The organism is Kribbella polygonati (assembly GCF_050320105.1).
Lineage (GTDB): Bacteria > Actinomycetota > Actinomycetes > Propionibacteriales > Kribbellaceae > Kribbella.
On the sequence record NZ_CP190129.1, the window covers coordinates 670,135 to 694,185 of the forward strand.

25 protein-coding genes are annotated in these 24,051 nt (G+C 68.2%); 13 read left to right on the forward strand and 12 right to left on the reverse strand.

From position 1 onward, the window contains the following. Positions 1 to 6: 6 nt before the first annotated feature. Positions 7 to 903, forward strand: a complete 897-nt coding sequence (locus tag ACQHIV_RS03150) for a hypothetical protein (protein WP_427891453.1) — start codon at positions 7 to 9, stop codon at positions 901 to 903. 9 nt (positions 904 to 912) lie between these two features. Here the strand turns inward: ACQHIV_RS03150 and ACQHIV_RS03155 are convergent, their stop codons facing one another. From ACQHIV_RS03155 to ACQHIV_RS03170, 4 genes are all read right to left on the reverse strand, one after another. Next, on the reverse strand, positions 913 to 1,428 hold the full coding sequence (locus ACQHIV_RS03155; RefSeq protein WP_427891455.1) for a hypothetical protein: 516 nt from the start codon (positions 1,426 to 1,428) through the stop codon (positions 913 to 915). 77 nt (positions 1,429 to 1,505) lie between these two features. Continuing rightward, positions 1,506 to 2,321, reverse strand: coding sequence for an SAM-dependent methyltransferase (locus ACQHIV_RS03160; protein ID WP_427891457.1), 816 nt, complete (start codon positions 2,319 to 2,321; stop codon positions 1,506 to 1,508). Positions 2,322 to 2,410: 89 nt separating this feature from the next. Further along, positions 2,411 to 3,739 carry a 6-phospho-beta-glucosidase gene (locus ACQHIV_RS03165; RefSeq protein ID WP_427891459.1) on the reverse strand — a complete coding sequence of 443 codons (1,329 nt, stop codon included), beginning with the start codon at positions 3,737 to 3,739 and terminating at the stop codon, positions 2,411 to 2,413. Continuing rightward, positions 3,736 to 4,503 (reverse strand): DeoR/GlpR family DNA-binding transcription regulator, encoded by a 768-nt coding sequence (locus ACQHIV_RS03170; RefSeq protein WP_427891461.1) that lies wholly within the window; start codon positions 4,501 to 4,503, stop codon positions 3,736 to 3,738. The genes ACQHIV_RS03165 and ACQHIV_RS03170 overlap by 4 nt, the downstream gene beginning before the upstream one ends. Positions 4,504 to 4,607: 104 nt before the next feature. On the opposite strand from ACQHIV_RS03170, the gene ACQHIV_RS03175 reads away from it, so the two are divergent. From ACQHIV_RS03175 to ACQHIV_RS03220, 10 genes are all read left to right on the forward strand, one after another. Continuing rightward, positions 4,608 to 5,726, forward strand: coding sequence for a carbohydrate kinase family protein (locus ACQHIV_RS03175; RefSeq protein WP_427891463.1), 1,119 nt, complete (start codon positions 4,608 to 4,610; stop codon positions 5,724 to 5,726). A 15-nt stretch (positions 5,727 to 5,741) separates the two neighbouring features. Then, complete coding sequence (locus ACQHIV_RS03180; RefSeq protein ID WP_427891464.1) at positions 5,742 to 7,103, forward strand: extracellular solute-binding protein; 1,362 nt, start codon at positions 5,742 to 5,744, stop codon at positions 7,101 to 7,103. Beyond that, the gene (locus tag ACQHIV_RS03185) at positions 7,075 to 7,965 is read left to right on the forward strand and encodes a carbohydrate ABC transporter permease (RefSeq protein ID WP_427891466.1); all 891 of its coding nucleotides are present in this window, start codon (positions 7,075 to 7,077) and stop codon (positions 7,963 to 7,965) included. The genes ACQHIV_RS03180 and ACQHIV_RS03185 overlap by 29 nt, the downstream gene beginning before the upstream one ends. After that, a complete protein-coding gene (locus tag ACQHIV_RS03190) occupies positions 7,962 to 8,762 on the forward strand; it encodes a carbohydrate ABC transporter permease (protein ID WP_427891468.1) in 801 nt (266 codons plus the stop codon). Before ACQHIV_RS03185 ends, ACQHIV_RS03190 begins: the two co-directional genes overlap by 4 nt. A gap of 51 nt (positions 8,763 to 8,813) precedes the next feature. Next, positions 8,814 to 11,807 carry a PIG-L family deacetylase gene (locus ACQHIV_RS03195; RefSeq protein ID WP_427891470.1) on the forward strand — a complete coding sequence of 998 codons (2,994 nt, stop codon included), beginning with the start codon at positions 8,814 to 8,816 and terminating at the stop codon, positions 11,805 to 11,807. A gap of 116 nt (positions 11,808 to 11,923) precedes the next feature. Next, the gene (locus ACQHIV_RS03200) at positions 11,924 to 12,373 is read left to right on the forward strand and encodes a hypothetical protein (RefSeq protein ID WP_427891472.1); all 450 of its coding nucleotides are present in this window, start codon (positions 11,924 to 11,926) and stop codon (positions 12,371 to 12,373) included. Then, positions 12,363 to 12,881, forward strand: a complete 519-nt coding sequence (locus ACQHIV_RS03205; protein WP_427891474.1) for a DUF3995 domain-containing protein — start codon at positions 12,363 to 12,365, stop codon at positions 12,879 to 12,881. The genes ACQHIV_RS03200 and ACQHIV_RS03205 overlap by 11 nt, the downstream gene beginning before the upstream one ends. Before the next feature lie 6 nt (positions 12,882 to 12,887). After that, entirely contained in the window at positions 12,888 to 13,799 is a 912-nt protein-coding gene (locus ACQHIV_RS03210; protein ID WP_427891476.1) for an endonuclease/exonuclease/phosphatase family protein, read from the forward strand. Then, positions 13,714 to 14,712, forward strand: coding sequence for a hypothetical protein (locus tag ACQHIV_RS03215; protein WP_427891478.1), 999 nt, complete (start codon positions 13,714 to 13,716; stop codon positions 14,710 to 14,712). The genes ACQHIV_RS03210 and ACQHIV_RS03215 overlap by 86 nt, the downstream gene beginning before the upstream one ends. Then, entirely contained in the window at positions 14,709 to 15,161 is a 453-nt protein-coding gene (locus ACQHIV_RS03220) for a hypothetical protein (protein WP_427891479.1), read from the forward strand. The genes ACQHIV_RS03215 and ACQHIV_RS03220 overlap by 4 nt, the downstream gene beginning before the upstream one ends. Here ACQHIV_RS03220 and ACQHIV_RS03225 read toward each other — a convergent pair. After that, entirely contained in the window at positions 15,158 to 15,922 is a 765-nt protein-coding gene (locus tag ACQHIV_RS03225; protein WP_427891481.1) for a L,D-transpeptidase family protein, read from the reverse strand. The two genes, ACQHIV_RS03220 and ACQHIV_RS03225, sit on opposite strands and share 4 nt — an antisense overlap. Positions 15,923 to 16,024: 102 nt before the next feature. Continuing rightward, complete coding sequence (locus ACQHIV_RS03230) at positions 16,025 to 16,567, reverse strand: GNAT family N-acetyltransferase (protein ID WP_427891483.1); 543 nt, start codon at positions 16,565 to 16,567, stop codon at positions 16,025 to 16,027. Positions 16,568 to 16,585: 18 nt separating this feature from the next. Between ACQHIV_RS03230 and ACQHIV_RS03235 the strand changes: the two genes are divergently transcribed. Further along, a complete protein-coding gene (locus ACQHIV_RS03235) occupies positions 16,586 to 17,485 on the forward strand; it encodes a phosphotransferase family protein (protein ID WP_427891485.1) in 900 nt (299 codons plus the stop codon). Here ACQHIV_RS03235 and ACQHIV_RS03240 read toward each other — a convergent pair. Together ACQHIV_RS03240 and ACQHIV_RS03245 are read right to left on the reverse strand one after the other, a co-directional pair. Further along, on the reverse strand, positions 17,482 to 17,898 hold the full coding sequence (locus tag ACQHIV_RS03240; protein WP_427891486.1) for a hypothetical protein: 417 nt from the start codon (positions 17,896 to 17,898) through the stop codon (positions 17,482 to 17,484). The two genes, ACQHIV_RS03235 and ACQHIV_RS03240, sit on opposite strands and share 4 nt — an antisense overlap. A gap of 10 nt (positions 17,899 to 17,908) precedes the next feature. Continuing rightward, the gene (locus tag ACQHIV_RS03245) at positions 17,909 to 18,784 is read right to left on the reverse strand and encodes an SEC-C domain-containing protein (protein WP_427891488.1); all 876 of its coding nucleotides are present in this window, start codon (positions 18,782 to 18,784) and stop codon (positions 17,909 to 17,911) included. 277 nt (positions 18,785 to 19,061) lie between these two features. On the opposite strand from ACQHIV_RS03245, the gene ACQHIV_RS03250 reads away from it, so the two are divergent. After that, entirely contained in the window at positions 19,062 to 19,949 is an 888-nt protein-coding gene (locus ACQHIV_RS03250) for a LysR family transcriptional regulator (protein ID WP_427891490.1), read from the forward strand. Between the two features lie 42 nt (positions 19,950 to 19,991). Here ACQHIV_RS03250 and ACQHIV_RS03255 read toward each other — a convergent pair whose 3' ends face one another. From ACQHIV_RS03255 to ACQHIV_RS03270, 4 genes are all read right to left on the reverse strand, one after another. After that, complete coding sequence (locus tag ACQHIV_RS03255; protein ID WP_427891491.1) at positions 19,992 to 20,906, reverse strand: aldo/keto reductase; 915 nt, start codon at positions 20,904 to 20,906, stop codon at positions 19,992 to 19,994. A gap of 119 nt (positions 20,907 to 21,025) precedes the next feature. After that, positions 21,026 to 21,976: a hypothetical protein gene (locus tag ACQHIV_RS03260; protein ID WP_427891493.1), complete on the reverse strand. Its 951-nt coding sequence runs from the start codon at positions 21,974 to 21,976 to the stop codon at positions 21,026 to 21,028. After that, complete coding sequence (locus tag ACQHIV_RS03265; protein WP_427891494.1) at positions 21,973 to 23,274, reverse strand: glycoside hydrolase; 1,302 nt, start codon at positions 23,272 to 23,274, stop codon at positions 21,973 to 21,975. Before ACQHIV_RS03265 ends, ACQHIV_RS03260 begins: the two co-directional genes overlap by 4 nt. Positions 23,275 to 23,276: 2 nt before the next feature. Beyond that, the gene (locus ACQHIV_RS03270) at positions 23,277 to 24,050 is read right to left on the reverse strand and encodes a 6-phosphogluconolactonase (RefSeq protein ID WP_427891496.1); all 774 of its coding nucleotides are present in this window, start codon (positions 24,048 to 24,050) and stop codon (positions 23,277 to 23,279) included. Position 24,051: the final 1 nt, after the last annotated feature.

Below are 24,051 nucleotides of genomic sequence, written 5' to 3' on the forward strand. Positions count from 1 at the left end.
CGTGCGATGAGGAAGCTGTTATCGGTTGCCGGGGCGGTCGGCGTGGCGGCGGGGTTGTTGACTGTGGCAACACCGGCGGATGCTGTGGTGGGGGTTCCGGGGGCGATCTGTACGCTGCGGACGCTGGGGATCAGCCCGGGGAAGCAGATCGTACGGCGCGAGTACTACACGAACGCCGGCAAGGCGACGCTGTCGACGGTCGGCTACAACCCTGGCCGGATGACGTTCGTACCGAGGGCGCTGGTGAACGAGCCGGGCGCGGGCGGTGCGCCGTACGTCAACGACCACTACCTGGCCAACTACACGAACGGGTACCTGTACCGCGTCCTGGCGGTTGGTCAGACGAGCTACAACGACGTCCAGGTCTCGGCGAAGGCGGTGGCTTCGGGGTGGGGGAGCATCCGGTCGCTGAACTTCAGCCCCTCTGGTACGGCGGGCGGGAACTACCTGTACGGGCTCGCCGACAACGGAGGCTTCTACCGCTACGTGTACGGCGACACCACCGCGCCGCACTCCCGGGCGACGATCGGTTCGTCGGGCTGGCTGGGTGTGAAGACCATCGACTACGACCGAACCGTGACCATCCCGGGTACGTCGCGGAAGGCCGACGTGTTCCTCGCGACGAGCTCGGACGGTCGTCTGATGGAGTACACGATCCCGCTGGACACTCCGTCCAAGTGGACGCGCCGTGATCTGAAGACCTCCGGCTGGAATGTCTTCAAGTCGCTGCAGACCGAGGACTGCTACGTCAACGGCGCCGCCTCCGGGCGCGTCCTGATCGGCGTCACGCCGGCCGGGGCCGCATACCTGTACCACGACCGCAACGCACGAGACGGATCGGCCGCGGATCTGGTTGCCTACGGCAATTTCGCCACCGGCTGGACGGAGAAGTTCTCCGGCTGATCGCCCGCGTCAGCGCGGTCCGGCCGGTGGCAGCGGCTGTTCCGCGCGCACGATCTCGAGCGCGTCCCGCAGCGCCTTCGCCTGCGTGCTCAGCAGCAGCGGCAGGGACACCGGACGTGCGCCCGCCCGGTCCAATACGACGTAGTAGTACGTCCCACGGCTCCGGCTCGCCTCGACCCGGATCCCGGTGACTTCGGACCACTCCACCTGGTCGCCGCGGATCCGGACGCCGGTTCGGTCGATCACGACCCGGACCCGTGGGACGAGCAGCCACAGGATCCAGGCGACCACGCCTAGTATCGGCAGCCCCATCACCGGAAGCACCGCCTTCGCCGCGGCCGCACCGCCGACCACGATCCCGTACACCGAGACCGCGACGACCGGCGCGGAGACCGCCACGATTCCGGCGATCGACTTGAGCGAGGTCTTCAGCTCGACGGACCCGGTCCGGTGGAAGTCGTCGACCACCCGGGCCGCGGCGGGAACGACGCGCCCAGGCAGCACGGGTCCGGACGGCGATGTCACGGACGTGAGAGTACGTCATCCACAGCGGCCGACTCGCATCGTGAAGGCTTTGCCTTCATCCCCCTCAGGCCTGCCTGTCAGCGGGTGCGTCCTATCGCGCCGACGAGGCACTGGCGGATCGAGGCGCCGTGTTCGGGGGCGTCCTCGGCCGGATGCCAGGCATCGCAGGGGACGAGGCCTGGATCGAGCAGGTCCTGGTCGGGGAAGAGGGTTGCGATCTGGTCGAGGGGCCGGAACCAGCCGGTGCCGATCGGGCCGTCCGTGAGGGCTGTCTCGGCGATCGTGGCCATCCGTCGCAGGCTGTCCTGCTCCGGCATAGCGAAGTGCGAAACGACGGTGTACGAGCCGGCCGGAAGCGCCTCGACGTATCCACGCATCACGGCGGCAGGCCCGCGGTCGCCGGGGTAGTGCGGGAGCGTCGCGGTGTGGAGGAGCGCGATCGGCGCGGACCAGTCGAAGAAGGTGCGTACGGCGTCGTCGTGGAGGACTGCTTTCGGGTCGAAGATGTCGGCGTCCACGACGCGTACCCGGCTGTCGGCCTCGAGCAGCGCGCGGCAGTGGGCGAGCACCAGCGGATCGTTGTCGGCGTAGAGGACCTTGGCCTGTGGGGCGAACCGATGGAGGATCGTCGACGCGCTGGCCGGGTTCGGGAACCCTGGATCGCAGTCGATGAACTGCGTGACGCGCCGAGGCCCGGCGAGGTGTGCGAGGGCGCGCCTCCGGAAGTCCGCGTTGGCAGCGACCAGCTCACTGAGACAGACCGCTTGCTCCAGCCGTGCCGCCTCGGCGCGGTCGACGACGCGGTTGTCCTTGCCGCCTTGGAGAGCATCCCACACACGGGCCAGGCTCGGTGCCTCCGGCACTGGCCGTCCGTCGTCGTACTCGCTGCCCATCGGCTCACCATCCCATGCTGCGGGGGCCCTGTACCTGGTAGACGGTCGAGTACGGGCAGTATGACGCGAAACCGAGAACAAATCCGCCGCTACCGCAGGAGGCGGTCGAGGTCGGGGTGGCGGGTGCGGTAGTTGGAGAGCAGCGTCCGGGCTGTGGTGACCGAGTCGACCAGGGGATGCAGGGCGAGGGCCTGCAGGGCCAGTTTGGGAGAGTGGTCGCGGGCGGCCTGGATGGTCAGCTGTTCGACCGCCTTCACCTGCTGGACGAGCCCGAGCTGGTGTCCGGCCAGTGGGGTGGTGGCGAGCGGATGGGGGCCGTCGGCGTCGACCGTGCACGGGACCTCGACGACGGCGTCGGCGGGGAGGCCGGGGACGGTGGATCCGTTGCGGACGTTCAGGATCATCGTGCTGCGCTCGTTCCGCGCGATCGCCGCCATGATCGCGACCGCGACCCCTTCGTACCCGCCACCGGCGACGTCGGCCTCGTCCCGGGTCTCCTCCGTGGCGCGTGTCTCCTTCATGTACGTCGAGTCGCGCTCCTCGCGGACCTGGCGCCAGCGGTTCAACGCCGAGCCGGGGTCGGCGGCGACCGCGTCGTAGAAGGCGCGCTGCTGGTCGAGCAGGAACTCGCCGCGCGTCTCGGCACCGCCGCGGATCGAGGCGACCGCGTCGCGGGTGAAGTAGTAGTAGTACAGGTACTCGTTGGGGATGCACCCCAGGGTCTGGATCCATTCGGCGCCGAACAGGCGACCCTCCTCGATCGTCCCCAGGAGCTGGTCGTTCGAGAGCAGATCCGGGAGTACGTCGCGGCCGTCGTACCCGAGCTCGTTCAGCCAGCCGAGGTGGTTCAGGCCGACGTACCCGAGGGTGGCCCGGTCCGGGTCGTGGCCGAGGGCGCGGGCGGCACGGCGGCCGAGGCCGATGGGGGAGTCGCAGATGCCGATCACCCGCCGGCCGAGCACCTGCTGCATGGCTTCGGTGATCATGCCGGCCGGGTTGGTGAAGTTGATGACCCAGGCCCGCGGGCAGATCGCCGCCACCCGTTCCGCGACGTGCAGTGCGGCGGGCACGGTCCGCAGGCCGTACGCGAGTCCGCCCGGCCCGGTCGTCTCCTGGCCGAGCAACCCGAGGTCGAGCGCGACCCGCTCGTCCGCGGTACGGCCCTCGAGACCGCCGACCCGGATCGCCGAGAACACGAAGTCGGCGCCCTCGAGCGCGGTGTCGAGGTCGGTGGTGACCTCGACCTTCGGCGCGTCCGGGGCTTCGGCGGCCAGTTGGCGCAGCACCTGGCCGATCGCCTCCAGCCGGACCGGATCCACGTCGTACAAGCTCACCTGGTCGACACTCCGGCCGTTCAGCACCGCGCCGTACACCAGTGGTACCCGGAAGCCCCCGCCGCCGAGGATCGCCAGCTTCATGTAAGAAGAACCTCCACGTCGTTGTCGTTGCAGATCTGGAGTGTGTCCGGGTCGGCCCCGGTGTTCGTCACGAGTACGTCGAGGTCGGCGACCCCGCAGACCTTGAGCTTGCCGCTGCCCGGGAACTTGTTCCGGTCGGCCAGCAGTACGGTCCTGTCGGCGGCCGCGATCATCGCCCGCTTCACCGGTACCTCGACGGTGGTGGTGTCGAGCACGAAGCCGTCCCGCCGTACGCCGCTCGCGCCGAGGAACGCCACATCCGCGTGGATCTGGCGCAACGCGTCCTCGGTCAGTACGCCGACGAGCGAGTGGTACGCCCGGCGGACCCAGCCGCCGAGCAGGATCAGCTCGACCACCGGGTCGTCCCGCAGTACGTCGAGCACCGCGAGGCTCGTCGTCATGACGGTCACCTGGCGCCCGCGCAGTTCGTCGGCGAGCAGCTGTGTCGTCGTACCGACGTCGAGCAGGACGACGTCGCCGTCCTGGACCAGGGTCGCCGCGCGCCGGGCGATCTGCCGCTTCTCCGGGGTCGCGTCCGCGGCCACCGACGCGAACGGTCGCTCGCGGTCGGCGTCCTCGCCGTCGCCGGACGGGACGATCGCGCCGCCGTGCACCCGGGTGATCTGACCGGCCTCGTCCAGCTGCTGCAGGTCGCGGCGGATCGTCGCCGTACTGACGCCGAGGTCGCGGGCCAGATCCTCCACCGAGGTGGCGCCGCCGACGCGCAGCCGCTGCACGATCTCGAGTTGCCGCTGGTGTCGCACGCCTCGAACCATAGCAGGCAAAACTGATCAAAAGTACGCAGAGATTGCAGATTTCTGCTCATAAATGCTTGTCAGCTGAGTTTGTCAGGAGCAAGATGACCGTCATGCCTGATCCGACCTATGACCCGCTCGCGGGTCTGCGTGGTCCCGGGACACCCGACTTCGACGTCTTCCTGTGGGGCGCGGTCTTCCTGGACATCATCTTCACGGGCCTGCCTGACCGTCCCACCGGTGGCACCGAGGTGTGGGCGGAGGGGATGGGCTCGTCGCCCGGCGGGATCGCGAACCTGGCGATCGCCGCCAGCCGGCTCGGCCTGCGGACGTCGCTCGCGGCCGCGTTCGGCGACGACGACTACGCCGACTTCTGCTGGCGGACCCTGTCCGAGCAGGAGCACGTCGACCTCGGCAAGGCCCGCCGGTTCGAGAAGTGGCACTCCGCGGTGACGATGTCGGTCGCGTACGACGGCGATCGCAGCATGGTGACGCACGGGCATCCGTCCCCGGTGCCGGCCACCGAGATGATCGGGCAGCCGCCGCGCACCCGTGCGGTGATCGTCGACCTGAGCGACATCGAGCCGCTCGGCGATCCGGAGCAGGCGACCTGGGTGGACCTGGCCCGCGACGACGGCGCACAGGTCTTCGCCGACGTCGGCTGGGACGCGACCGGGACCTGGTCACCGCGGGTCCTCGACCAGCTCGAGCACTGCAACGCGTTCATGCCGAACGACGGTGAGGCGATGGCCTACACCCGGACCGAGTCGCCGCAGGACGCGCTGTACGCGCTGGCCGATCGGGTGCCGCTCGTCGTGGTCACCAGCGGCGCGGAAGGTGCCATGGGCATCGATGCACTGACCGGCGAGGAGGCCCGCGTCCCCGCGTTGCGCGTCCCCGCGCTGGACCCGACCGGCGCGGGCGATGTCTTCGGGGCGGGCCTGGTGCTCGGCACGCTGGCCGGCTGGGCACTTGCCGACCGGCTGGCGTTCGCCGCGCTCTGCTCGGCCCTCGCCGTGCAGCAGTTCGGCGGTTCACTCGCCGCGCCCGGCTGGGGCGACATCGCCGACTGGTGGCACGACCTGCGCACCACCGACGACCGCAGCAGCCTCACCCGGTCGGTGCGGCGCCGGTACGAGTTCCTGGACGACATCGTCCCGAGCGTCCCGGTGAGCGCCGTACGCCGGGCCGTGGCGACCATTGCCCGCAACGCCGACGTCACGAACAACTGACAAGGAGTGCTTCCCATGTCACGCATTACCCGGCTCGGGATCGTTGCGGCCACCGGCCTGCTCGGTCTGGTTGCCGCCTGTACCCCGGGTTCGAACACCGCGGCCCCGCCGTCGCAGGCGAACCCGTCGTCCGTGCAGACTGACCCGGCCAAGATGGGGGACGTCTCGTTGCTCGTCTGGGACCAGGAGGTTCGCGGCGGTCAGGCGGCGCAGATGAAGGAGCTGAACGACGCCTTCCAGGCGAAGTACCCGAACATCAAGCTCAAGCGGGTGTCCCGGTCGTTCGACGACCTGAAGACGACACTGCGGCTGGCGCTCAGTGGCAACGAGCCGCCCGACGTCGTACAGGCGAACAACGGCCGCTCGGACATGGGCGAGTTCGTCAAGGCGAACCAGCTCGTCCCGCTCGACCCGTACCTGAAGGCGTACGGCTGGGACAAGCGGTACCCGGAGTCGGTCCGGCAGTACTCGCAGTACACCGCGGACGGCAAGACGTTCGGGCAAGGCAACCTGTACGGGCTGCCGCAGGTCGGCGAGGTGGTCGGGATCTTCTACAGCAAGAAGAAGCTCGCCGCGGCCGGCATCCAGCCGCACACGACCTGGGACGAGTTCCAGTCCTCGCTCGCCACGCTCAAGGCGAAGGGCGATGCGCCGCTGATGCTCGGCAACCTGGAGAAGTGGCCGGCGATCCACGTGTTCGGCACCGTCCAGGGGCGGACGACCTCACCTGACGCGATCAAGCAGCTCGGGTTCGGCCGCAAGGGCGCGTCGTGGAAGACGGACGAGAACCTGAAGGCCGCGCAAACGCTGACCGACTGGGTGAGCAAGGGCTACTTCAACGAGGGTTTCAACGGCCAGGACTACGACCCGGCCTGGCAGTCGTTTGCCAAGGGCAAGGGAACGTACCTGATCGGCGGCACCTGGCTGTCCGAAGACCTGGGTAAGGCGATGGGCCAGGACGTCGGCTTCATGCTGCCCCCTGGTACGTCGGCCGACGCGACGCCGGTCGCGACGGGCGGGACCGGGCTGCCGTTCGCGATCACCGCGAAGAGCAAGCACCCGGAGGCGGCCGCGGCGTACCTGAACTTCATCACCAGCGCGGACGCGATGAAGATCCTCGCGAAGACCGGCAACCTGCCGGTGGCCGACACGTCCCAGCAGCAGATCAGCGATCCGCTGCAGAAGGATGTCTTCACGGCGTTCGGCAAGGTCGTCGAGGCCGACGGGCTGGTGCCGTATCTGGACTACGCGACGCCGACGATGCCGGACACGATCGGCGCGGCCCTGCAGGACCTGTTGGCCGGCAAGGCGACGCCGGAGCAGTTCGCCGACCGTCTCGAGAAGGACTATGGTGCGTTCGCCCAAGCCAACGGGTAGCCCGCCCGGCGAGCCGCGACGGATCGCGTACCTCTACCTGTTGCCGGGGTTCGCCGTCTACGCCGCCTTCCTGCTCTACCCGCTGCTCCGTTCGGTCCAGCTGTCCTTCTACGACTGGGACGGGCTGACCCTCGGCAAGTGGGCCGGATTCGCCAACTACGAGGAGATCATCAGCGACGTCGGCCTACGGGCCGCGTTCGGGCACGCGCTCGTACTGATGCTGTTCTTCGCGGCGATCCCGGTCTGCGTCGGGCTGGTCCTCGCGTCGGTGCTGAACCGGGCGAAGGTCCGCGGGCTGGCGTTCTTCCGGACGGTCGTGTTCCTGCCGCAGGTGGTCGCGATGGTCGTCGTCGCGGTGGCCTGGCGGCGGATGTACGCACCGGACGGCAGCATCAACGACCTGCTCCACGCGCTCGGGCTCGGCTCGCTCGCGCGGGGCTGGCTCGGCGACTACGCGCTCGCGCTGCCGGCTGTCGGGTTCATCGGGACCTGGTTCGAGACCGGGCTTGTCACCGTGCTGCTGCTGGCGGGGATGAGCCGGATCAGCGGCAGCCTGTACGAGGCGGCTCGGCTGGACGGCGCCGGACCGGTACGGGAGTTCTTCGCGGTCACGCTGCCGTCGGTGCGCGGCGAGATCGCGGTCGCGCTGACGCTGACGGTGATCGCTGCGTTGCGGACCTTCGACCTGGTGTACGTCACGACGAGCGGCGGCCCGGGGAACCAGACCTCGGTGCCGTCGTACGAGGTCTATCACCGTGCGTTCGAGCTCGGCCGGGTGGGCTCGGCCGCCGCGGTCGGGGTCACGCTGACGGTCCTGATCCTGCTGATCTCGCTGGTGATCAACCGGATCGGTGACCGATGATCTCGCGCGCGGAGAAGACCGCGAACTACGTCGTACTGCTGGCCTTCGCGGCGTTCGCGCTAGGCCCGATCCTGACCGTACTACGGTCCGCGCTCGGGCCCGCCGACTCCGGCGGCAGCTCCGGCTTCGGGAACTTCGCCGAGGCGTGGAAGATCGGCCACTTCGGCACCTACCTGCGGATGAGCGTCGGGGTGTCGGTGACCGTCGTACTGATCAGTGTGCTGTTGTCGATCCTGGCCGGCTTCGCGTTCGGGACGATGCGGTTCCGCGGTTCGGGCCTGCTGTTCTACCTGTTCCTGCTCGGGATCATGATGCCCAGCGAGGCGATCGTCGTACCGCTGTACTTCGATCTGCGGACGCTCGGGCTGACCGACACGTTCTGGGCGGTCGCGTTGCCGCAGATCGCGCAGTCTGTTGCCTTCGGTACCTTCTGGATGCGGACCTACTTCCGGGCCGCCGGCCGGGAACTGGTCGAGGCGGGGCGTCTCGACGGCGCCTCGACCCGGCGGATCCTCTGGCAGATCCTGGTCCCGCTGGCCCGGCCGGCGATCGTCACGATGACCGTACTGGTCTTCATGTGGACCTGGAACGAGTTCCTCATCCCGTTGGTGATGGTCACCGACGAGAACCTCCGCACCGCACCGCTCGGGCTGGCCTTCTTCCAGGGCCAGTACAGCCAGGGCTTCACGCTGCTGGCCGCCGGTGCGGTCATCGTCGCGACTCCGGTCGTGATCCTTTACCTCTTCTTGCAGCGCCACTTCATCGCGGGCATGCTCGACGGCGCAGTCAGGGAGTAAGGCACCGCCCACTCGGGGATCCCAGCCCGCATCCGCCAAGGGAGACAGTTGATGAAGCGTTACCGGACCTTGGTTGCCTTACTGGCAGCCGCAGTACTGATCCCACTGGGAAGCCTGGCCACCGCCCAGGCCGACTCGACCGCGCCCAACCGGTACGTCGCCGACAGCGCGACCAAGATCAACGTCATGGGGGAGTGGGCCCACCCCGACGACGACACCAGCATCATCGGGCCCTGTGGGGTGTGGCATCAGCGGTACGGCGTGAAGTGCGGCATCATCATGGTGACCCGCGGTGAAGGCGGCGGGAACGCGGCCGGCACCGAACTGGGCCCGGACCTGGGCCTGCGCCGGGAGAACGAGGACCGCGTCGCGCACTACCGCTCCGGCACCGTCGACATCTACAACCTGGACCGGGTCGACTTCTTCTACAACCAGAGCGCACCGCTGACGCAGTACTTCTGGAACGACGAGGAGACGCTGCGGCGGGTCACCCGGGTGATCCGCCAGACGCAGCCGGACGTGTACGTCGGTTTCACGCCGACGCTCGCGGCCGGGCACGGCAACCACCAGCAGGCCGGCCGGCTGATCTGGGAAGGTGTCATCGCGGCGGCCGATCCGAACATGTTCCCTGAGCAACTGAAGGGTCCGCACGCGCTCAGCACGTGGCAGGTGAAGAAGGTCTTCTCCGGTGGGAGCACCGCGGGCACCGGTGGTACGACGACCGCCGCCAACTGCACGACCGGGTTCACCCCGAGCGGGCTGGACACGGTCGCGGGCGTGTGGACGGGGTACGACTCGCCGTACAAGTGGCCGGCTGGGAACCTGCAAGGACAGCCCGCCGGTACGCCGAAGAGCTGGCAGCAGGTCGCCGACGAGGGACGCGCGGCGTACCCGACGCAGAGCCGGGTGATGTACAAGGGCACCTCCGCGCCCGCCTGCTCGCGGTTCGGGATGACCGAGTCGTTCGTACCGTTCCAGCCGAACGGCAACGATGCCGCGGGCCGGGACGACGCGATCCTGTTCGGTGCCACCAAGCCGGATCCGGGCGGTCTCCCGCTCGGCACCTTGGAGTACCTGACCTTCGACCGCTTCCTGAACGTCGCGGGCACACCGTTCCAGGCGACGCTGCACCTTCGCTCGGGCGCGGGTCCGCTGCCGGCAGGTAAGGCCGCGCTGACCGTTCCGGACGGCTGGCAGGTCAGTGCACCGCAGCAAGTCGGCGTCGTGACGTCGACGCGCGAGACGACGGTCACCTTTACAGTCACGCCGAGCCCGACGGCTCCGGTGAACCAGAACGCCAAGGTGTCGGCGCTGTACACCTCCGGCAGCAAGACCGGCTACACCGACAACGTGGTGCGGATCGTGTCCCCGACCGAAGGCCGGTTCCAGCGCTGGGGCAACTGGAAGGAGTACGACGACTGGCTGGCGAACACCGCACCGCAGGCTTCCCGGCTCGGTCGGTCGCAGGCGATCCAGTCGATGGGCATCGGCAAGACGATCGACGTACCGGTCGTCGTACACAACTGGTCGGCGCAACCTCAGAGCGGCGCGGTCAGCCTCGGTCTGCCGGCGGACTTCTCCGTCGACGCGACCTCCAAGCCGTACAGCAACCTCGCGGCGGGTGCCGAGACGACGGTGACGTTCAAACTCACGAACACCGACACGACGCTGCCCCAGACACAGAACGTGTCGATCCCGATCACCACGACGTACAGCGCACCGGCAGGCACCGGCAACGAAGTACTGACGCTGACGCTGGTCCCGACCACGGCGATCCCGCAGGCGACCACCGCACCGACCGTCGACGGTGTGGCGTCTCCTGGTGAGTACACCGGACCGACGCTCGACCTCGGCCGGATCTGGCAGGGTGCCTCCGGCTGCACCGGTGTTGACGACTGCGGTGTCTCGTCGACCGGCGACGGCAACACGGCCAAGGTCACCTGGTCGGACGACGCGTTGTACTTCTTCGTCCACATCCGCGACGACTACCAGTCGTACGCCGTGACACCGGAGGAGTGCGTCGGACATTGGCAGGCCGACTCGGTGGAGATCCTGATCGATCCGCGCGGTACCGCATCCCAGGACCTGAAGGACACCGCGAACACGTTCAAGCTGGGGATCTTCCCGTTCACCCAGAGCGGCGGCCCCTGCTGGGAGCGGGACGCCGACAACCATCAGGGCTACTCGAGCGGTGCCCTTGACACCGGCAACGCGCCCGGTGTCCAGGTCGCCTCGACGGCGAAGTGGGTCGGCAGCAACGAGACGACGGTGCCACACGCGTACGCCGGCGGTGGGTACGACCTCGAGGTGAAGATCCCGATGGCCGATCTGCCCGCCGCGGTCGACCCGGCCAGGATGGGCCTCAACATCACGCCGTACGACAACGACGACACGTCGGCCGCCGGTACGACGACGCTGCGGCATATCGACATGAGCACCCGGCTCGGCTGGTCGGCACTGGGCAGTGTGCAGTCCGACCCGTACCGCTGGGGTCAGGCGACACTGCCCGGCTACACCCCGCCGGCCGGTCGTCCGACCACCCCGTCCGCGCCGGACGTGTCGAACCCCAACCTGAACGGTGTGCTGTCGCCGCAGACGATCGCGCAGTCGGCGCGCAACGGCGTACCGATCTCCGGCCGGGTACCGACCGACGCACTGAAGGTGAAGCGGGTGACGGTGGGACGGTCGTCGGTGGATGTCGACCTGACCGCGACCAGCCCGGGCAGCGCCCAGCTGTACCTGTGGACCGGCCTGATCGGCGCGATCCCCGTGTACACGACGAGTTGCTCGCCGGCCGCGGACCCGGCGCCGGACTACGGCCTGACGCCGTGCGCCGTCACGGACGGCGGTACGCCGCCCTGGTCACCGGACATGAGCGGCCACGTCGTGAAGCACACGACGAGCCAGGTCACACCGGTCACCAAACATCTGTCCATCCCGATCACAGCCGCCCAACGCAGCACCCTGTTGCGCGACGGCCGCCTGCTGATCTCGTACCAAACCCCGAAGGACGAGGTCCAAGCCCTGGACCTCAAACTGAACTGACAGCTCTGACGGGCCTCACCCCAGCCGGGGTGAGGCCCGTCTTTCCCTCGCTGGAGGGAGAAGGTGCACCCGCGCGGGGGAAGCTCGGCGATCTGTCCGCAACTAGCGTGGCAGACATGACAGATCTTGGACGCTCGCGGCGGTGGCCCGCCTACGTGATGGCCGCTCTGTTTCTCGAATACGCGGTGGCCAAGGCTGTTCGCGCCGGGCAGGGCCGGCTCGGGATTCCAGGTGGACCGCCGGTGCCGGCCGCAGTGACGGCTCGCTACCCGGTGGACCCGGCGCTCGCACAGTCGATCGCCTGCGCGACTGGTCTGGTCGCCGCAGCCGTCGCACTCGCAACGGTGACCGCGCTTGGGAGAAGGATTCCGCGTCTGCTGATGCTGGGGGCACTGGCGGTCCTGGTGGTCGCGGTCGGGGCCGGTGCCGCGACTATGAGCCTGGATGCCTTCGTCGGCCTGGGCATCGGCTGGCGGTGGTACCAGGGGGTCGGCGGACTCCTCAGTCTCGCACTGTCACTGGAGATGGTCCGGTCGTACCTGGTGGCGACTCGTCGTGCCCGCTGATCGCCTTCGGTTCGGCGCGTACGGCGCGGCCGCGGGTTGCGTGGCGTACGGCGCGATGAAGCTGGCTCAGGCGTTGGGAGCCACCGTGCTGGCGGACAAGGACCCGTTGCCGCCGGACCTGCGGGACCGGCTGTTGGCGCGCGATCCGTTGTTCGTGGCAAGTTTCTGGGTGATGGCGGGCGCTGCGGTGATCGGCGTTGTGGTGGCGTTGTCGACCGTACGCCCGTGGGGGAGAGCGGTCCCGCGCCGGCTGGTGCTCGCCATGGTCTGGCCGATAGGCATCGCGATGGTCGCGCGGTCCGTGGGAGTGCTCGGTTTCGGCTTCGTCGGCGACATCCTGACGCTGGGGGGCCATCCAGATCTGGGATCGAAGGCGGCGCTGGCCGAAGAACTGGCGCGTTGGGACTTGTTGCTGTGGTCACCGTTCTTCCTCATCTGGGGCGCCTGCTGGACAGCAACCGCAGTCCGGATGTCACGTCGGATGCCGAGCCGGACGAGTGGGAGATGACTCTCAATGAGCGACTCTGCCTCGGCCGGTGTTGCGGTCCCGTCCGCGGGATTGGTGCGTGTCGCCACCTGGAATCTGTGGTGGCGGTTCGGCGACTGGCATACCCGGGTGGCCGGCATCAGGAACTGCCTCGAGTCACTCCAGCCGGACATCCTCGGCCTGCAGGAAGCCTGGGTGTCGCCCGCCGATGACCAGGTTCGAGGACTCGCAGAGCAGCTCGGTTATCACCACGCGTCCGTGCCGGCGCCCAGCGCCGATCACTGGCATCGCCGATTGCCCAGCAGCGCGGAGTTCGGAGTGGCCAACGCGGTCCTGAGCCGCTGGCCGATCGTCGACGTTGAATCGACCGTCATTTCTGACGGCGATGCCGCCGATGGCCGAACGGCTTTGCTTGTCACCGTGGCGACTCCGTACGGCCCCTGGGCCGTTTGTTGTACACAGCTGACCAGTGCGGTCGTCGGCGGGTCGGCGACTCGTGCGCGGCAACTGGACAGACTCACTGGATGGTTGGCAGAGCGGCCTGTGGACGGTCCGAGGCTCATCGTCGGCGACTTGAACGCCGAGCCGGACTCCGATGAGCTGCGTCGCCTCGGCGGGCACAAGACCCTCCCGTATCACCCTGGCCAGGTGTGGATCGATGCCTGGCGGTACCGCGACGACCTCGACCCGGGCTACACCTGGCGACGGGACAACCCGCACGTGGCCGCCACGAACGAACCCTCGGCGCGGATCGACTACATCCTCTTCGACCCCGTCACCAGGAACGCGCCGGCCGTCGACCGCATCTCCCTCTTCGGGACCGGCCCGGTCGATGGCGGCTATGCCTCCGACCATGCCGGCGTCGTCGCTGACTTCATCCCGCGAGGCAAGGTGTGCCGGCAATTCCGACGAGGTGACCATGCCAAACGTCTCGACTGATGAACGTGCGCCTACGCGGACCCGGAGGATGCTGTGTCTCGCCACGGTCGCGGCTTGCGTTCCCTACCTGGCTCTCAAGGTCCTTTGGATCATGGGGATCGGCGTTGGCGTCAATGGCGCGAACTTCGTGGCGGACACCAGGGGCGCCAACGTGCTGACCGCCGGGCTCGATCTGTGTGCCGCAGCGCTTGCCGTTCTCTTCGTACGTCCGGGCGGACGCCGGATTCCAGCGTGGCTGATCTGCGGACCGGTCTGGGTGGCGACCGGACTACTGACACCACTCACGGTCGGCGCGACCATCGGCTTTCCGGTGCAGGCCCTGCTCGATCGAGGAGGCCCTGTGGTCGACGAGGGCGGCTTGAACGGGTGGGTCTTCCTCGTTGTGTACGGCGGATTCATCCTTCAGGCCCTGCTCCTGCTGCCTGGTTTCGTGCTCTATGCCATGGACCGTTGGCCCGCCGTCTTCGACGCGGCCGGTCCTCGACGCGTAGTCACGGCGTCCGAGCGGATCCTCGGGGTCGCGTTCTTCCTTGGGGCAACGACATTCGCACTGCGCAGCGCGTACGGCGCGGTCGGGGGCGGTGGCCTGTACCCGCATCCTGCTCCGTCTCAACGGGTTGCCCAACTGGTGTTCGCCGGCCTCGCGGTTGCGGGCGCAACGGCGTTCTGGCGGCTGCGAGACGGACGGAGACCAACCCGCCGACTCCTCGTGGCCGCGTGGATCGGGAGCGCGGTGGTGTTCACCGAATCACTCGTCCTCGTCACCGGCCTGGTGGTCGCAGTCGACAACAGCGACCGGGCGTACGGACCTGGCGGCTCCCTCCTCTGCCTCTTCAGCCTGCTCGCCGGAGTAGCGGGCGCCGCCGTCGGCATGCAGCGAATCGAGCAACTCAGCAAGGGAGACGACCTGTGATTTCTCGCAAGACCTCGGCGGTCCTCGCGGCCTGCCTCGCGCTGCCGTACGTGGTGTCCAAGGTCCATTTCGCGATGGCGGGACAGCTTGGAGTCCACGGCGGCCCACGTGTCACGGCCGACGACTACACCAAGTTCGGCGACACCGCCGACGTGTCCGCGGCACAGTGGGGCAATGTTGCCGCGGGCACCGTGATCTTCGTGATCAGCCTGCTGCCGCTGGCGCCGTTCGCGCGTCGCTGGAATCGCTGGGTGCTCGCCGTGCCGGTGATGGCGGCCGGCAGCACAACGGCCGGCTTCGGCCTCTCCATGATCGTCAACGGTGCGGTCACCGGTCGCGGCGGCTACCCCTTCGGCGCCTATTCGGTCGTCTGGGGTGCGATGCAGTGCGCGCTGGCGCGTCGCGTGGTCGGGCGCACGACGCAGGTACGTCAGCCGCGTACTAGCTAGTACTCGCCGTAGATCTGGACCTTGGTACCGACCGGGGTGTCCTCGAAGATTTGGTGGATCTCCGGGCGGAGGACGCGGACGCAGCGGTGGCTGTCCGGGTACGGCTTGACGAGGGAGTTGACTCGCGAGCCGTGCAGCGCGATGCCGGGGCGGTCCTTCAGGAAGTAGAGCGAGTCGTACATGTACGCGTCCGGGTACAGGCTGCTCTCATGCGCCCCCGCCCACTTGCGCCACACCTTGCCGGTGCGGTTCGGCGTCTCGTACCCAGGCCCGCCGGTCGAGATCCACACGATCCGCTTGTAGGTCTTCCCAACGATTTGGTACAGGATCTGGCAGGTCTTGTTGACGTAGATCCCGGGCTCGCGGGTCGGTGCCGGGCGGCTGGTCGCGTTCAGCACGGAGTATGCGTCGTCGAGCGTCAGGCCATGCCGGTTGACCGGCATCCCGTGGGTCTCGCGCCACGCGCAGAGTGCCTGCTTGGCGCGGGCCGTGATGTCGCCGTCGATGTCGCCCACCGGGTACCCGAGCTTGTCGAGCTGCTGTTCGACCCGGAGCGCGTAGTACTCCGGCTTCTGCTTCACCTTGGGCTTCGGCTTCACGGTGGGCGTGACGGTCGGCTTCGCCGTCGGCTTACTGCTGCTCGTGGTTGCCTGTGTGGGCGAAGGCGAGGGCGACGTCTCGCTCGCGGCGACGTCCGCGCAGCCGGCCAGGGCGAACGACAGGACGACGGCAGCGGCGACCAGACCACGGCGACGAGACACGGATTCCCCTCTCCTCAGCACTTTTCAGCGTCGCAGAACCACGCCCGGTAAGCGTGCAGCGACCCGCCGAGACTAGTCCGCGAACAGTGCCATCACCGTGTGCTAGGCGGTTCCCGTCACCGAACCGTTGCCGAGCGCGGGCTCCGGATCGTCGCGCAACCGGCTGTACAGGTACCCGTCGCGGAGCTTCCCGGCCCGGAACTCGCATCCGCGGATCACGCCTTCCAGCCGGAAACCCGCCTTCTCCAAGGACTTCTGCTCGGCGATGTTCTCCGGATGCGTCGCCGCCTGGATGCGCTGCACCGACGTGTGCTCGAACAGGTACGCCGTCAACGTCGCCTGCGCCCGCCACCCGATCCCACGCCCGCGGTACTCCGGCAGCAGCGCGATCCCGATCTCCCAGTACGACGTACGCCCGTCGAACGACCCGGAATGCCAGCTGACGAACCCCGCCGTCTCGGAACCCGTCCGGACGATCAGCCGCCCGTCCTCCTTGCCGAGGAACCCGTCCTCGGCGAACCGGCGGACCGGCGCCTGCGGGTCCCGGTACCCGTTCCAGTCCAGCCCGATCAGGCCGGGCTCGACCGCGAAACGCTGGAACAGGGGCAGATCGTCTTCCGTGACAGGCCGCAGTGTGACATCCATGCCTGTCAGACTAGGCCGGTGAAGTGGCTCGACGAGTACTCGCCCGCAGCAATCGCCGACCTCGTACGACAGGTGGCACCGGAGCTGGCCGACCTCCCGATCGTCACTCGCGAACTCGTGAACAAGGACGAGCCCGTGTGGTGGTCCTCCAGCGCGGTCCTCGGCGGGCGATACGTCGCCAAGTTCGCGTGGTCCCGCCCCGCGGCGCTCCGGCTCGCGCACGAGGTCGCCGTGCTCGACGCCTTGTCCCCGGCAGTCCCGTACCTCCCGAAGGTCGTTGCGAGCAGCACCGATCCGCTCCTGCTGGTGACCGAACTCGTGCCCGGTACGTCGTTGTTCGAGGTCATCGACGCGATCGACCGGGACGAGGCGGGCCGCCAGCTCGCGCACTTCCTGAGCGAGCTGCACCGGGCGGGGGAGCAGTTGGGTGAGGTCCCACCGGCAACGCTCCAGCCGGCCACCACCGACACGCTGCGTGCTCAACTCGGGAAGTGGATCCGCCCCGAGCAGCTCCCGTCGGTACTTCGGTGGTGCGACTGGGCGGACGACGTACTCGCGACGCCCCGCCCGCAGGTCTTGGTGCATGCCGATCTGCACGGCGGCAACCAGGTCTGGGACGGCGCCCGGCTCCGCGCGATCGTCGACTTCGAGACAACAGGCCTAGCCGACCCGGAGTACGACCTCCGCGCGTTCCCCGGGACAGGCCCCGGTGTCGAGCTGGTGAGCGCGACGATGCACCACTACCGCGAACTCACCGGCTACCAGCTGGAGACCGACCGGATGATGGCCTGGCACCTCCGAACGGCGCTCGGCGACGTCCTATGGCGCAGCGAAGCCGGCACCCCACTGGCAGACCACCGCACCCCACCGGACTGGATCGACGACCTCACCGCCCGCTTCAGCGCACTGGACCTTTAGAGCCCGAGGTCGCGCAGGAACTCCGGCTTGTACGCCTGCAACACGACGTACCGCGGATCCGGAACCTCCATCCCCGCGTTCTTCGCCGCATCCCCAGCCGCGTCATGCGCCCCGACCGGCACACTCGGATCCGTCCACTCCTGCTCGGCCGCGTTCCAGTGCGTAATGGTGGACGTAGCCTCCAGCCGCTCGCCCGCCACCAGCTCCTTGGCCGTCCGCTCCGCCTCCTGCGCGTCCTCGAGCGAATGCGTGTACATCAGCATCCGGTCTCCGTCCCGGGTAACCGTCACCTGACTCCCAAGCCGCTTCTGCGCGTCATCATCCAGATCCAGCGCCCGCAACCGATCCCAGAACGTGAGCCTGTGCCCCTCGTCCCCCAACACAACCTCAACCCGAAACTCCTCATCCGCCATACGCGACACCCTATCCACTGAATTGCGGTCCAGCGCGGATGGGCTCGATCGCCGGCAACGCTCCACCGCAGCACTTCTTGTACTTGACGGCGGACCCGCACCAGCACGGCTCGTTGCGCGAAGGCGGCCAGGCAACTCGTCTTCCATCGGGGACATACTGGCCCTCGAATCGCTCGTCTTCGAGACAGTTCAGAACGCCTTCGTACGTCCAGGTGGCGATCGCCACCCGCCGGTTCTCGACGCGCAGCGTCCGCTCAGCCCGATGGCAGTACGCATCCGGGTCGTTGCCGATGATGCGGTTGCGCCATGGCACGTTTGCATCGAACTCGCCGCGTTCCCACGCCTGCAACTGCCCGTCGATCACGACCGGATCTCGCAGCAGCTCGCGCAGTTCGATCTCGCGTTCCCAGGCCTCGTCCCTGCCCAGCGCTCCCAGCAGATCGATGTAGTCGAGAGGTATCCGCAGCCGCCACTTCACCCGCCGCAGACCGGTCGCCAACTGCTGGAGCCTCCGGGAGCGGGCGACCTCTTCGACGGCCAAGCGGTCGGTTGCCACCGCGTACCACTGCAGCGCTGCCTCCTCCGCGCCCTGATCTTCGAGCAGTTCGGCAGCACGGGACCAAGCCGAGCTGTAGAAGCGTCTGTTCGCCATCACTGCGGCCAGTTCAGCTCGCGCCTCGTCGTCGCGGCCCTCGCCGAACAGGCACTCGGCGACTTCCACACGTGCCAGGTCCTCGTCATTTCTGCCCTGGCTGAAGCTCCGCTGCCATGGAGCGACAGCCCGCTCGTGAAGGCGCGGAGCGTCGTGCTCGTCGACCATGAGGCGAAACGTCGAGTTGGTCTCTGTCCGGGGATCGCGGATCTCGTCCGCCGAGGGATCTTTCATGCCGGAGAAAGTATTCGGATGCACGCCACGACGAACACGCCTCTTTGGAACCTGTGGACATCGACCTCCGGCCTCGTCGAGCCGACCCCGGACACCCGGCACTCACCAATCAAATCGTCATCGCGCTTCCATCGGCCGGCTGAGCGTGGCGGTGGGGTGCACCGCGAAATCTGGTCCGGTTGCTGAGTGGCTCGCGTGCGCCCTCACCGTCTGCCGAGCTGGGGCAACATGCGGGGCCGCAGAATCGGTGTGGTTCGATCGACTACAGTTCTTAGTCATGGAGCTGAGGCACTTGGAGCACTTCGTGGCGGTGGCCGAGCAGAAGCACTTCACGCGGGCTGCTGAGGCGATGTCGATCTCGCAGTCGGGGTTGTCTGCCTCGATCCGGGCGTTGGAGCGGGAGTTGCGGGCGTCGCTGTTCGTGCGGAACACCCGCAGCGTCGAGCTCACCGAGGCCGGTCGGGCGCTGCTCTGTGAGGGGCGCCGGGCGCTGGCGGCGGCCGAGGCGGCGAAGGATGCGGTCGCCGCGGTGCAGGGGCTGCTGCGCGGCCACCTGACGGTCGGGTTGGAGCAGTGCCTCGGCGTGGTCGACGTACCGGCGTTGCTCGCCAAGTTCCGGTCGGCGTACCCAGGGGTCGAGATCGAGGTGCGTCAGGCGGGCTCCACCCCGATGCTCGACGAACTCGCCTCCGGGCGGCTCGACGTCGCGTTCGTCGCGACCGCCGGCGACCCGGTGGAGGGGCTCGACCTGCGCCCGCTGTCCCGCGAGTCCATGGTGCTCGTCTGCGCCCCGGACCACCGCCTCGCGAAGGCGTCCGGCGTGACGCTCGACGACCTGGCGGGGGAGTCGTTCGTCGACTTCGACCCGACCTGGGGCGCCCGTTCGATCTCCGACCGCGCGTTCGCTACCGCGGGCGTGGCACATCCGGTGACGATCGAGGTGAACGACGTACACACCCTCCTCGCCCTGGTCGCGCACGACCTCGGCGTCGCGCTCGTCCCCGAACGCATCGCCGCCAAACGCGGCGACCACATCACCGTCTCTTTGGCCCCCGGCACAGCCTCCGACTGGCAGGTCTCGGTAGCCGTCCCGACCGGCCCCGCCGCCTCCTTGGCCGCCGACGCCCTGATCGGCATGCTTCCCACCACAGCCGGCCACAACTGAAGCAGCCGGCCGTCACAGAAGGACGGCCGGCTGCGCTCCTACTTACCAGGCGTAGTCCTCCGGGGCGGTCTTGTACCCCGGGAAGATCTCGTCCAGTCGAGCCAGCGCCTTGTCGTCGAGCTTGATGTCGACCGCGCGTACGGCGGACTCCAGTTGCTCCATCGTCCGCGGCCCGACGATCGGCCCGGTCACGGCCGGCTGATGCAGCAGCCACGCCAGCGCGAGCTCACCCGGCTCATGCCCGAGCTCCTCCGCGAACGCCTCGTACTGCTCGATCTGCGGCCGCAGCCGGTCCAGGGTCTCCTTCGAGCGACCCTCCAGCCGCCGTACCCCTTCGTTCTCCTTGCGGATCACGCCACCCAGCAGACCACCGTGCAGCGGCGACCACGGGATCACGCCCAGCCCGTACGCCTGCGCCGCCGGCAGCAGCTCACGCTCGACGTCGCGCTGGATCAGGTTGTACAGCGACTGCTCGCTGACCAGCCCGTTGAAGTTCCGCTTCGCCGCCGCCTCCTGCGCCTGCGCGATGTGCCATCCCGCGAAGTTGCTGGACCCGGCGTACAGCACCTTGCCCTGCTGTACGGCGACCTCCATCGCCTGCCAGATCTCGTCCCACGGCGTGTTCCGGTCGACGTGGTGGAACTGGTACAGGTCCACGTAGTCCGTCTGCAGCCGCCTCAGCGAGGCGTCGAGCGCCCGCCGGATGTTCAGCGCGGACAACCGGCTCGTGTTCGGCCAGTCCTGTCCCATGTCGCCGTACACCTTGGTCGCGAGCACCGTCTTCTCGCGGTTCTTCGCGTCCTTCGCGAACCACTCCCCGATGATCTCCTCGGTCCGCCCCGGGTAGATCGACCGCCCGTACCCGTTCGCCGTGTCGAAGAAGTTGATCCCCACCTCATGCGCCCGCTCCATGATCGCGTGCGCGTCCCCCACCTCGGTGAGAGGCCCGAAGTTCATAGTCCCCAGAACAATCCGACTAACCGAAAGCCCCGTCCGCCCAAGCTGAGTAAATTCCATACCCCCCACCCTCGCGCCCCGGCGGCAGCACTTCAAATAGAAGAATCAGGACAAAGCCATCACCCGAGCTTCTGAGTCAGCCTGTCCCGCGCCGTCTCGGTCGGTTCAGCCCCGCCCTCGGCGATCGCGTCCAGCAGTGCTCCGACCAAGGCCGCGGCCCGAGTGTGCCTAAGATCGACAAAGCCCGCGCACACGCGGCGAAGAGCGGCGTACAGCGGTGAGTCTGGTGTTCTGACGAGTCCACCGCCGACAACCACCGTGACAGGCTCGACCAGCCCGCACGTACGAGCAAGGCTGCCAATGTAGTCAGCGAGCCGCTCCGCCTGTGTGTTGATCAGCCCCGCGACCACGGGGTCGTCATCGGCAAGCGCGAGGACTGACGGGGCGTGCGCTGCCTGTGCCGCGAACCGAAAGCCGTTACCTCGGGACGTAGTGACCTCCAGCATCTCCTCTGGTGTCGAGACGCCGAAGAGCGGCGGCAGCACGGCGGAGAGCTTCGTGGACTCGCCCAACCCGAGCTCCGCGAGGTACACCGCTCGCAGCGCCTCCGTGACCAGTCCAGCGCCACCGAGTGGATGCTGCAACCACCACGACAGGGCCCACTCTTTCTCCGGACCCCGTCCGGCTAGCGCAGCGCCCGTACCGAGAACAACAGAGATGCCCTGCCCGTCCAGCCGGCCGCACCGGATCAGCGCGAAGCCGTCATTCTTGATGCTGTAGCTCCTGAACCTCGGCCGCAGTACGGCGTCCCAGAACTGCTCGTCAGCTGGCCAGTCGACACCAGCCAGCCGGAACGACGCATGCCTGACCTCGGACGCCCCGATGCCCGCGGACGCGAGTACGTCGTCGATCAGTGCGAGTACGACGGCCTTCGCCGCGGCAGGCCCAGCCGGGGCGTAGATGTCTCCGACGCCGCCCCGGGCAACGCCGACGAGGTCACCGTCGTCCGTCGTCAATCCTGCCCAGGTCTTGGTGTTGCCGGCATCGACGGCAAGGAAGAGGTCCGTCACTTAAGCAGTCTCTCCGGCAGGTACGCCGCGTGCGCAGCGGCCAGCTCGTCGTACAGGGGCTCCGCTACCGACAGATCGGGCACCAACGGGTTCGCGATGAGCGCCCGGATCGCGTCAGCACGCGTACCGTCCCACGCTGCCTTGGCAGCAAGCATTTGGTAGTCGGCGAGCTGGCGGGTAATACCTCGCACCGAGAGCGGCAACGGTTGCTGTGGCTCGATGTGACAGCCCTTCCGGTTCACACTGCAGTACACCTCGACGACAGTCGCCGCGTCGAATCCTGGGAGCGCCCCGTCGGCGTTCGGAAGGTTGACCGGCAACCGTGCGCCCGTGTCGTTGTAGTAGGCGCTCATCACGTCGATGGCCAGCTCGAGTTCGTGGATACCGCCCCGCGACCGGGCAGGGTCGAGTTCCGGATGGCTGGCGTCGGCCTGCTCGCGGTAGTGCTCCCAGTAGCCCGGCACTGCGTCCATGATCACCTCAGAGCGAGTACGGCGCGCGGCCCGCTGCTCTCTGAACACCTCGTTCCGGAAGTAGTAGTAGTTGAAGTAGTCCGACGGGATGGACTGCATGACCACGGCCAGGTGCAGGGCGCGCTTCGAGTTGGCGTCGAGCGTCGGATCGTCCTTACGGGCCTCCCATGCCGCCTCCAGCAACGGCATGACGTCCTGGCCGTCGTACAGGTGCTCGTAGCTCCAGCAGTTGTGGTTGACGCCGGCCATGGTGACCTTGGCGCGGCTCGGGTCGAGCCCGGCCGCCTTGAGTACGACGGGCGGAAACACCAGCGGCCCTTCGCACATCGAGTAGATCGGGATCGGGGTGTGGTCCGCGACGGCCTGCGAGACGATGTTGACCGGGTTCGTGTAGTTGAAGATCACCGCGTTCGGCGCGACGGCCTGCAGGTCGTCGGTGATGCCGCGGAAGTCGTTGATCGAGCGCAACGCCATGAAGAACCCACCTGGTCCCTGCGTCTCCTGGCCGATGACGCCGTGCTTGAGCGGGATCCGCTCGTCCAGCGCCCGTGCCGCGAAGTTGCCCGGGCGGAAGCTGGTGAGTACGGCGTCGACGTCGGTGAGTCCGGCCCGCTGATCGGTGGTCGCCGTGACGGTGATGCCGTCGCCGCCCTCGGCTGCGAGCTTCTCCGCGAGTCGGCGAACCACCTCGAGCCGCTCCGGGTCCTTGTCGATCAGCACCACTTCCGAGCCCGCGAACTCCGGACCGTGCCACAGGAACGAGGCCATCGTGCCGGCCGCCCGGGAGGACCCGCCACCGATGTAGGCCATCTTGATACGTGCCATGGCTATGAGACTCCTTCTCGTGCTGGCTTCTGTGCGGCTGCTTCGTCCGCGTAGATGAGGGCGTTGCGGCAGTCGTGGACGATCGTCGCCGGCCACAACGGGTCGTATTGGTCGGCGCTGCTGATCCGGTCGAACGCGTCGGCCTTGTTCGAGCCCCAGAGCAGCATCACCGCGGAGTGCGACAGCTCGGCGAGTTCCGCCGTACCGATGGTCACGCCGTACTGCGGTACGTCGGCGAGCGATCGCAGGTTCGGGAAGGTGGACACATTGTCCCGGCGGGTCGACTCCGGTAGCTCGACGACACGGGTCGGCGCGTGCCGCGGCGTACCAGGGCCGTTGAGAGCGACGTGTCCGTCGCCCTGACCACTGGCCAGCAGGAACACGTCGATGCCACCTCGGTCAAGGACGCCCTGCCTGAAGTCTTCGGGGTTGTTCGGATCCGGGGTGATCAGGCTGGCTGGGCTGAGGCGTAGGGGAGTCAGTAGGTTCCGTTCTGCCCAGCCGATGCAGCTATGCGGAGTGTCTGAGGACAGGAGGTGCCAGCGCCCGCCTTGGCTGGTGACGTACTCATCCATCATGACGACCTGGAGGCCGTCCATCCGAGCGCCGGTCTGGTGCGCCAGCCGGACCAGTGCGGCTGCAACTGGGGTTGCACTGCGGCCGGCGGGGAACCCAATGACGGCTCGCCCGGCGGCTGTGAGCTGCTCCAGGATCAACCGGGCCACGGCTTCGCCGAGGTCGGTCGCGTCGGGCAGCACCGTGATAGGTGTCGTCACG

What these genes read in the sequence shown, in the direction of transcription:
- ACQHIV_RS03240 (WP_427891486.1), bottom strand. Translation starts at nt 17,898, where the DNA reads ATGGCGGATGAGGAGTTTCGGGTTGAGGTTGTGTTGGGGGACGAGGGG.
- ACQHIV_RS03150 (WP_427891453.1), top strand. Translation starts at nt 7, where the DNA reads ATGAGGAAGCTGTTATCGGTTGCCGGGGCGGTCGGCGTGGCGGCGGGG.
- ACQHIV_RS03185 (WP_427891466.1), top strand. Translation starts at nt 7,075, where the DNA reads ATGGTGCGTTCGCCCAAGCCAACGGGTAGCCCGCCCGGCGAGCCGCGA.
- ACQHIV_RS03190 (WP_427891468.1), top strand. Translation starts at nt 7,962, where the DNA reads ATGATCTCGCGCGCGGAGAAGACCGCGAACTACGTCGTACTGCTGGCC.
- ACQHIV_RS03200 (WP_427891472.1), top strand. Translation starts at nt 11,924, where the DNA reads ATGACAGATCTTGGACGCTCGCGGCGGTGGCCCGCCTACGTGATGGCC.
- ACQHIV_RS03180 (WP_427891464.1), top strand. Translation starts at nt 5,742, where the DNA reads ATGTCACGCATTACCCGGCTCGGGATCGTTGCGGCCACCGGCCTGCTC.
- ACQHIV_RS03160 (WP_427891457.1), bottom strand. Translation starts at nt 2,321, where the DNA reads ATGGGCAGCGAGTACGACGACGGACGGCCAGTGCCGGAGGCACCGAGC.
- ACQHIV_RS03210 (WP_427891476.1), top strand. Translation starts at nt 12,888, where the DNA reads ATGAGCGACTCTGCCTCGGCCGGTGTTGCGGTCCCGTCCGCGGGATTG.
- ACQHIV_RS03175 (WP_427891463.1), top strand. Translation starts at nt 4,608, where the DNA reads ATGCCTGATCCGACCTATGACCCGCTCGCGGGTCTGCGTGGTCCCGGG.
- ACQHIV_RS03165 (WP_427891459.1), bottom strand. Translation starts at nt 3,739, where the DNA reads ATGAAGCTGGCGATCCTCGGCGGCGGGGGCTTCCGGGTACCACTGGTG.
- ACQHIV_RS03230 (WP_427891483.1), bottom strand. Translation starts at nt 16,567, where the DNA reads ATGGATGTCACACTGCGGCCTGTCACGGAAGACGATCTGCCCCTGTTC.
- ACQHIV_RS03245 (WP_427891488.1), bottom strand. Translation starts at nt 18,784, where the DNA reads ATGAAAGATCCCTCGGCGGACGAGATCCGCGATCCCCGGACAGAGACC.
- ACQHIV_RS03265 (WP_427891494.1), bottom strand. Translation starts at nt 23,274, where the DNA reads ATGGCACGTATCAAGATGGCCTACATCGGTGGCGGGTCCTCCCGGGCG.
- ACQHIV_RS03255 (WP_427891491.1), bottom strand. Translation starts at nt 20,906, where the DNA reads ATGAACTTCGGGCCTCTCACCGAGGTGGGGGACGCGCACGCGATCATG.
- ACQHIV_RS03195 (WP_427891470.1), top strand. Translation starts at nt 8,814, where the DNA reads ATGAAGCGTTACCGGACCTTGGTTGCCTTACTGGCAGCCGCAGTACTG.
- ACQHIV_RS03215 (WP_427891478.1), top strand. Translation starts at nt 13,714, where the DNA reads ATGCCGGCGTCGTCGCTGACTTCATCCCGCGAGGCAAGGTGTGCCGGC.
- ACQHIV_RS03250 (WP_427891490.1), top strand. Translation starts at nt 19,062, where the DNA reads ATGGAGCTGAGGCACTTGGAGCACTTCGTGGCGGTGGCCGAGCAGAAG.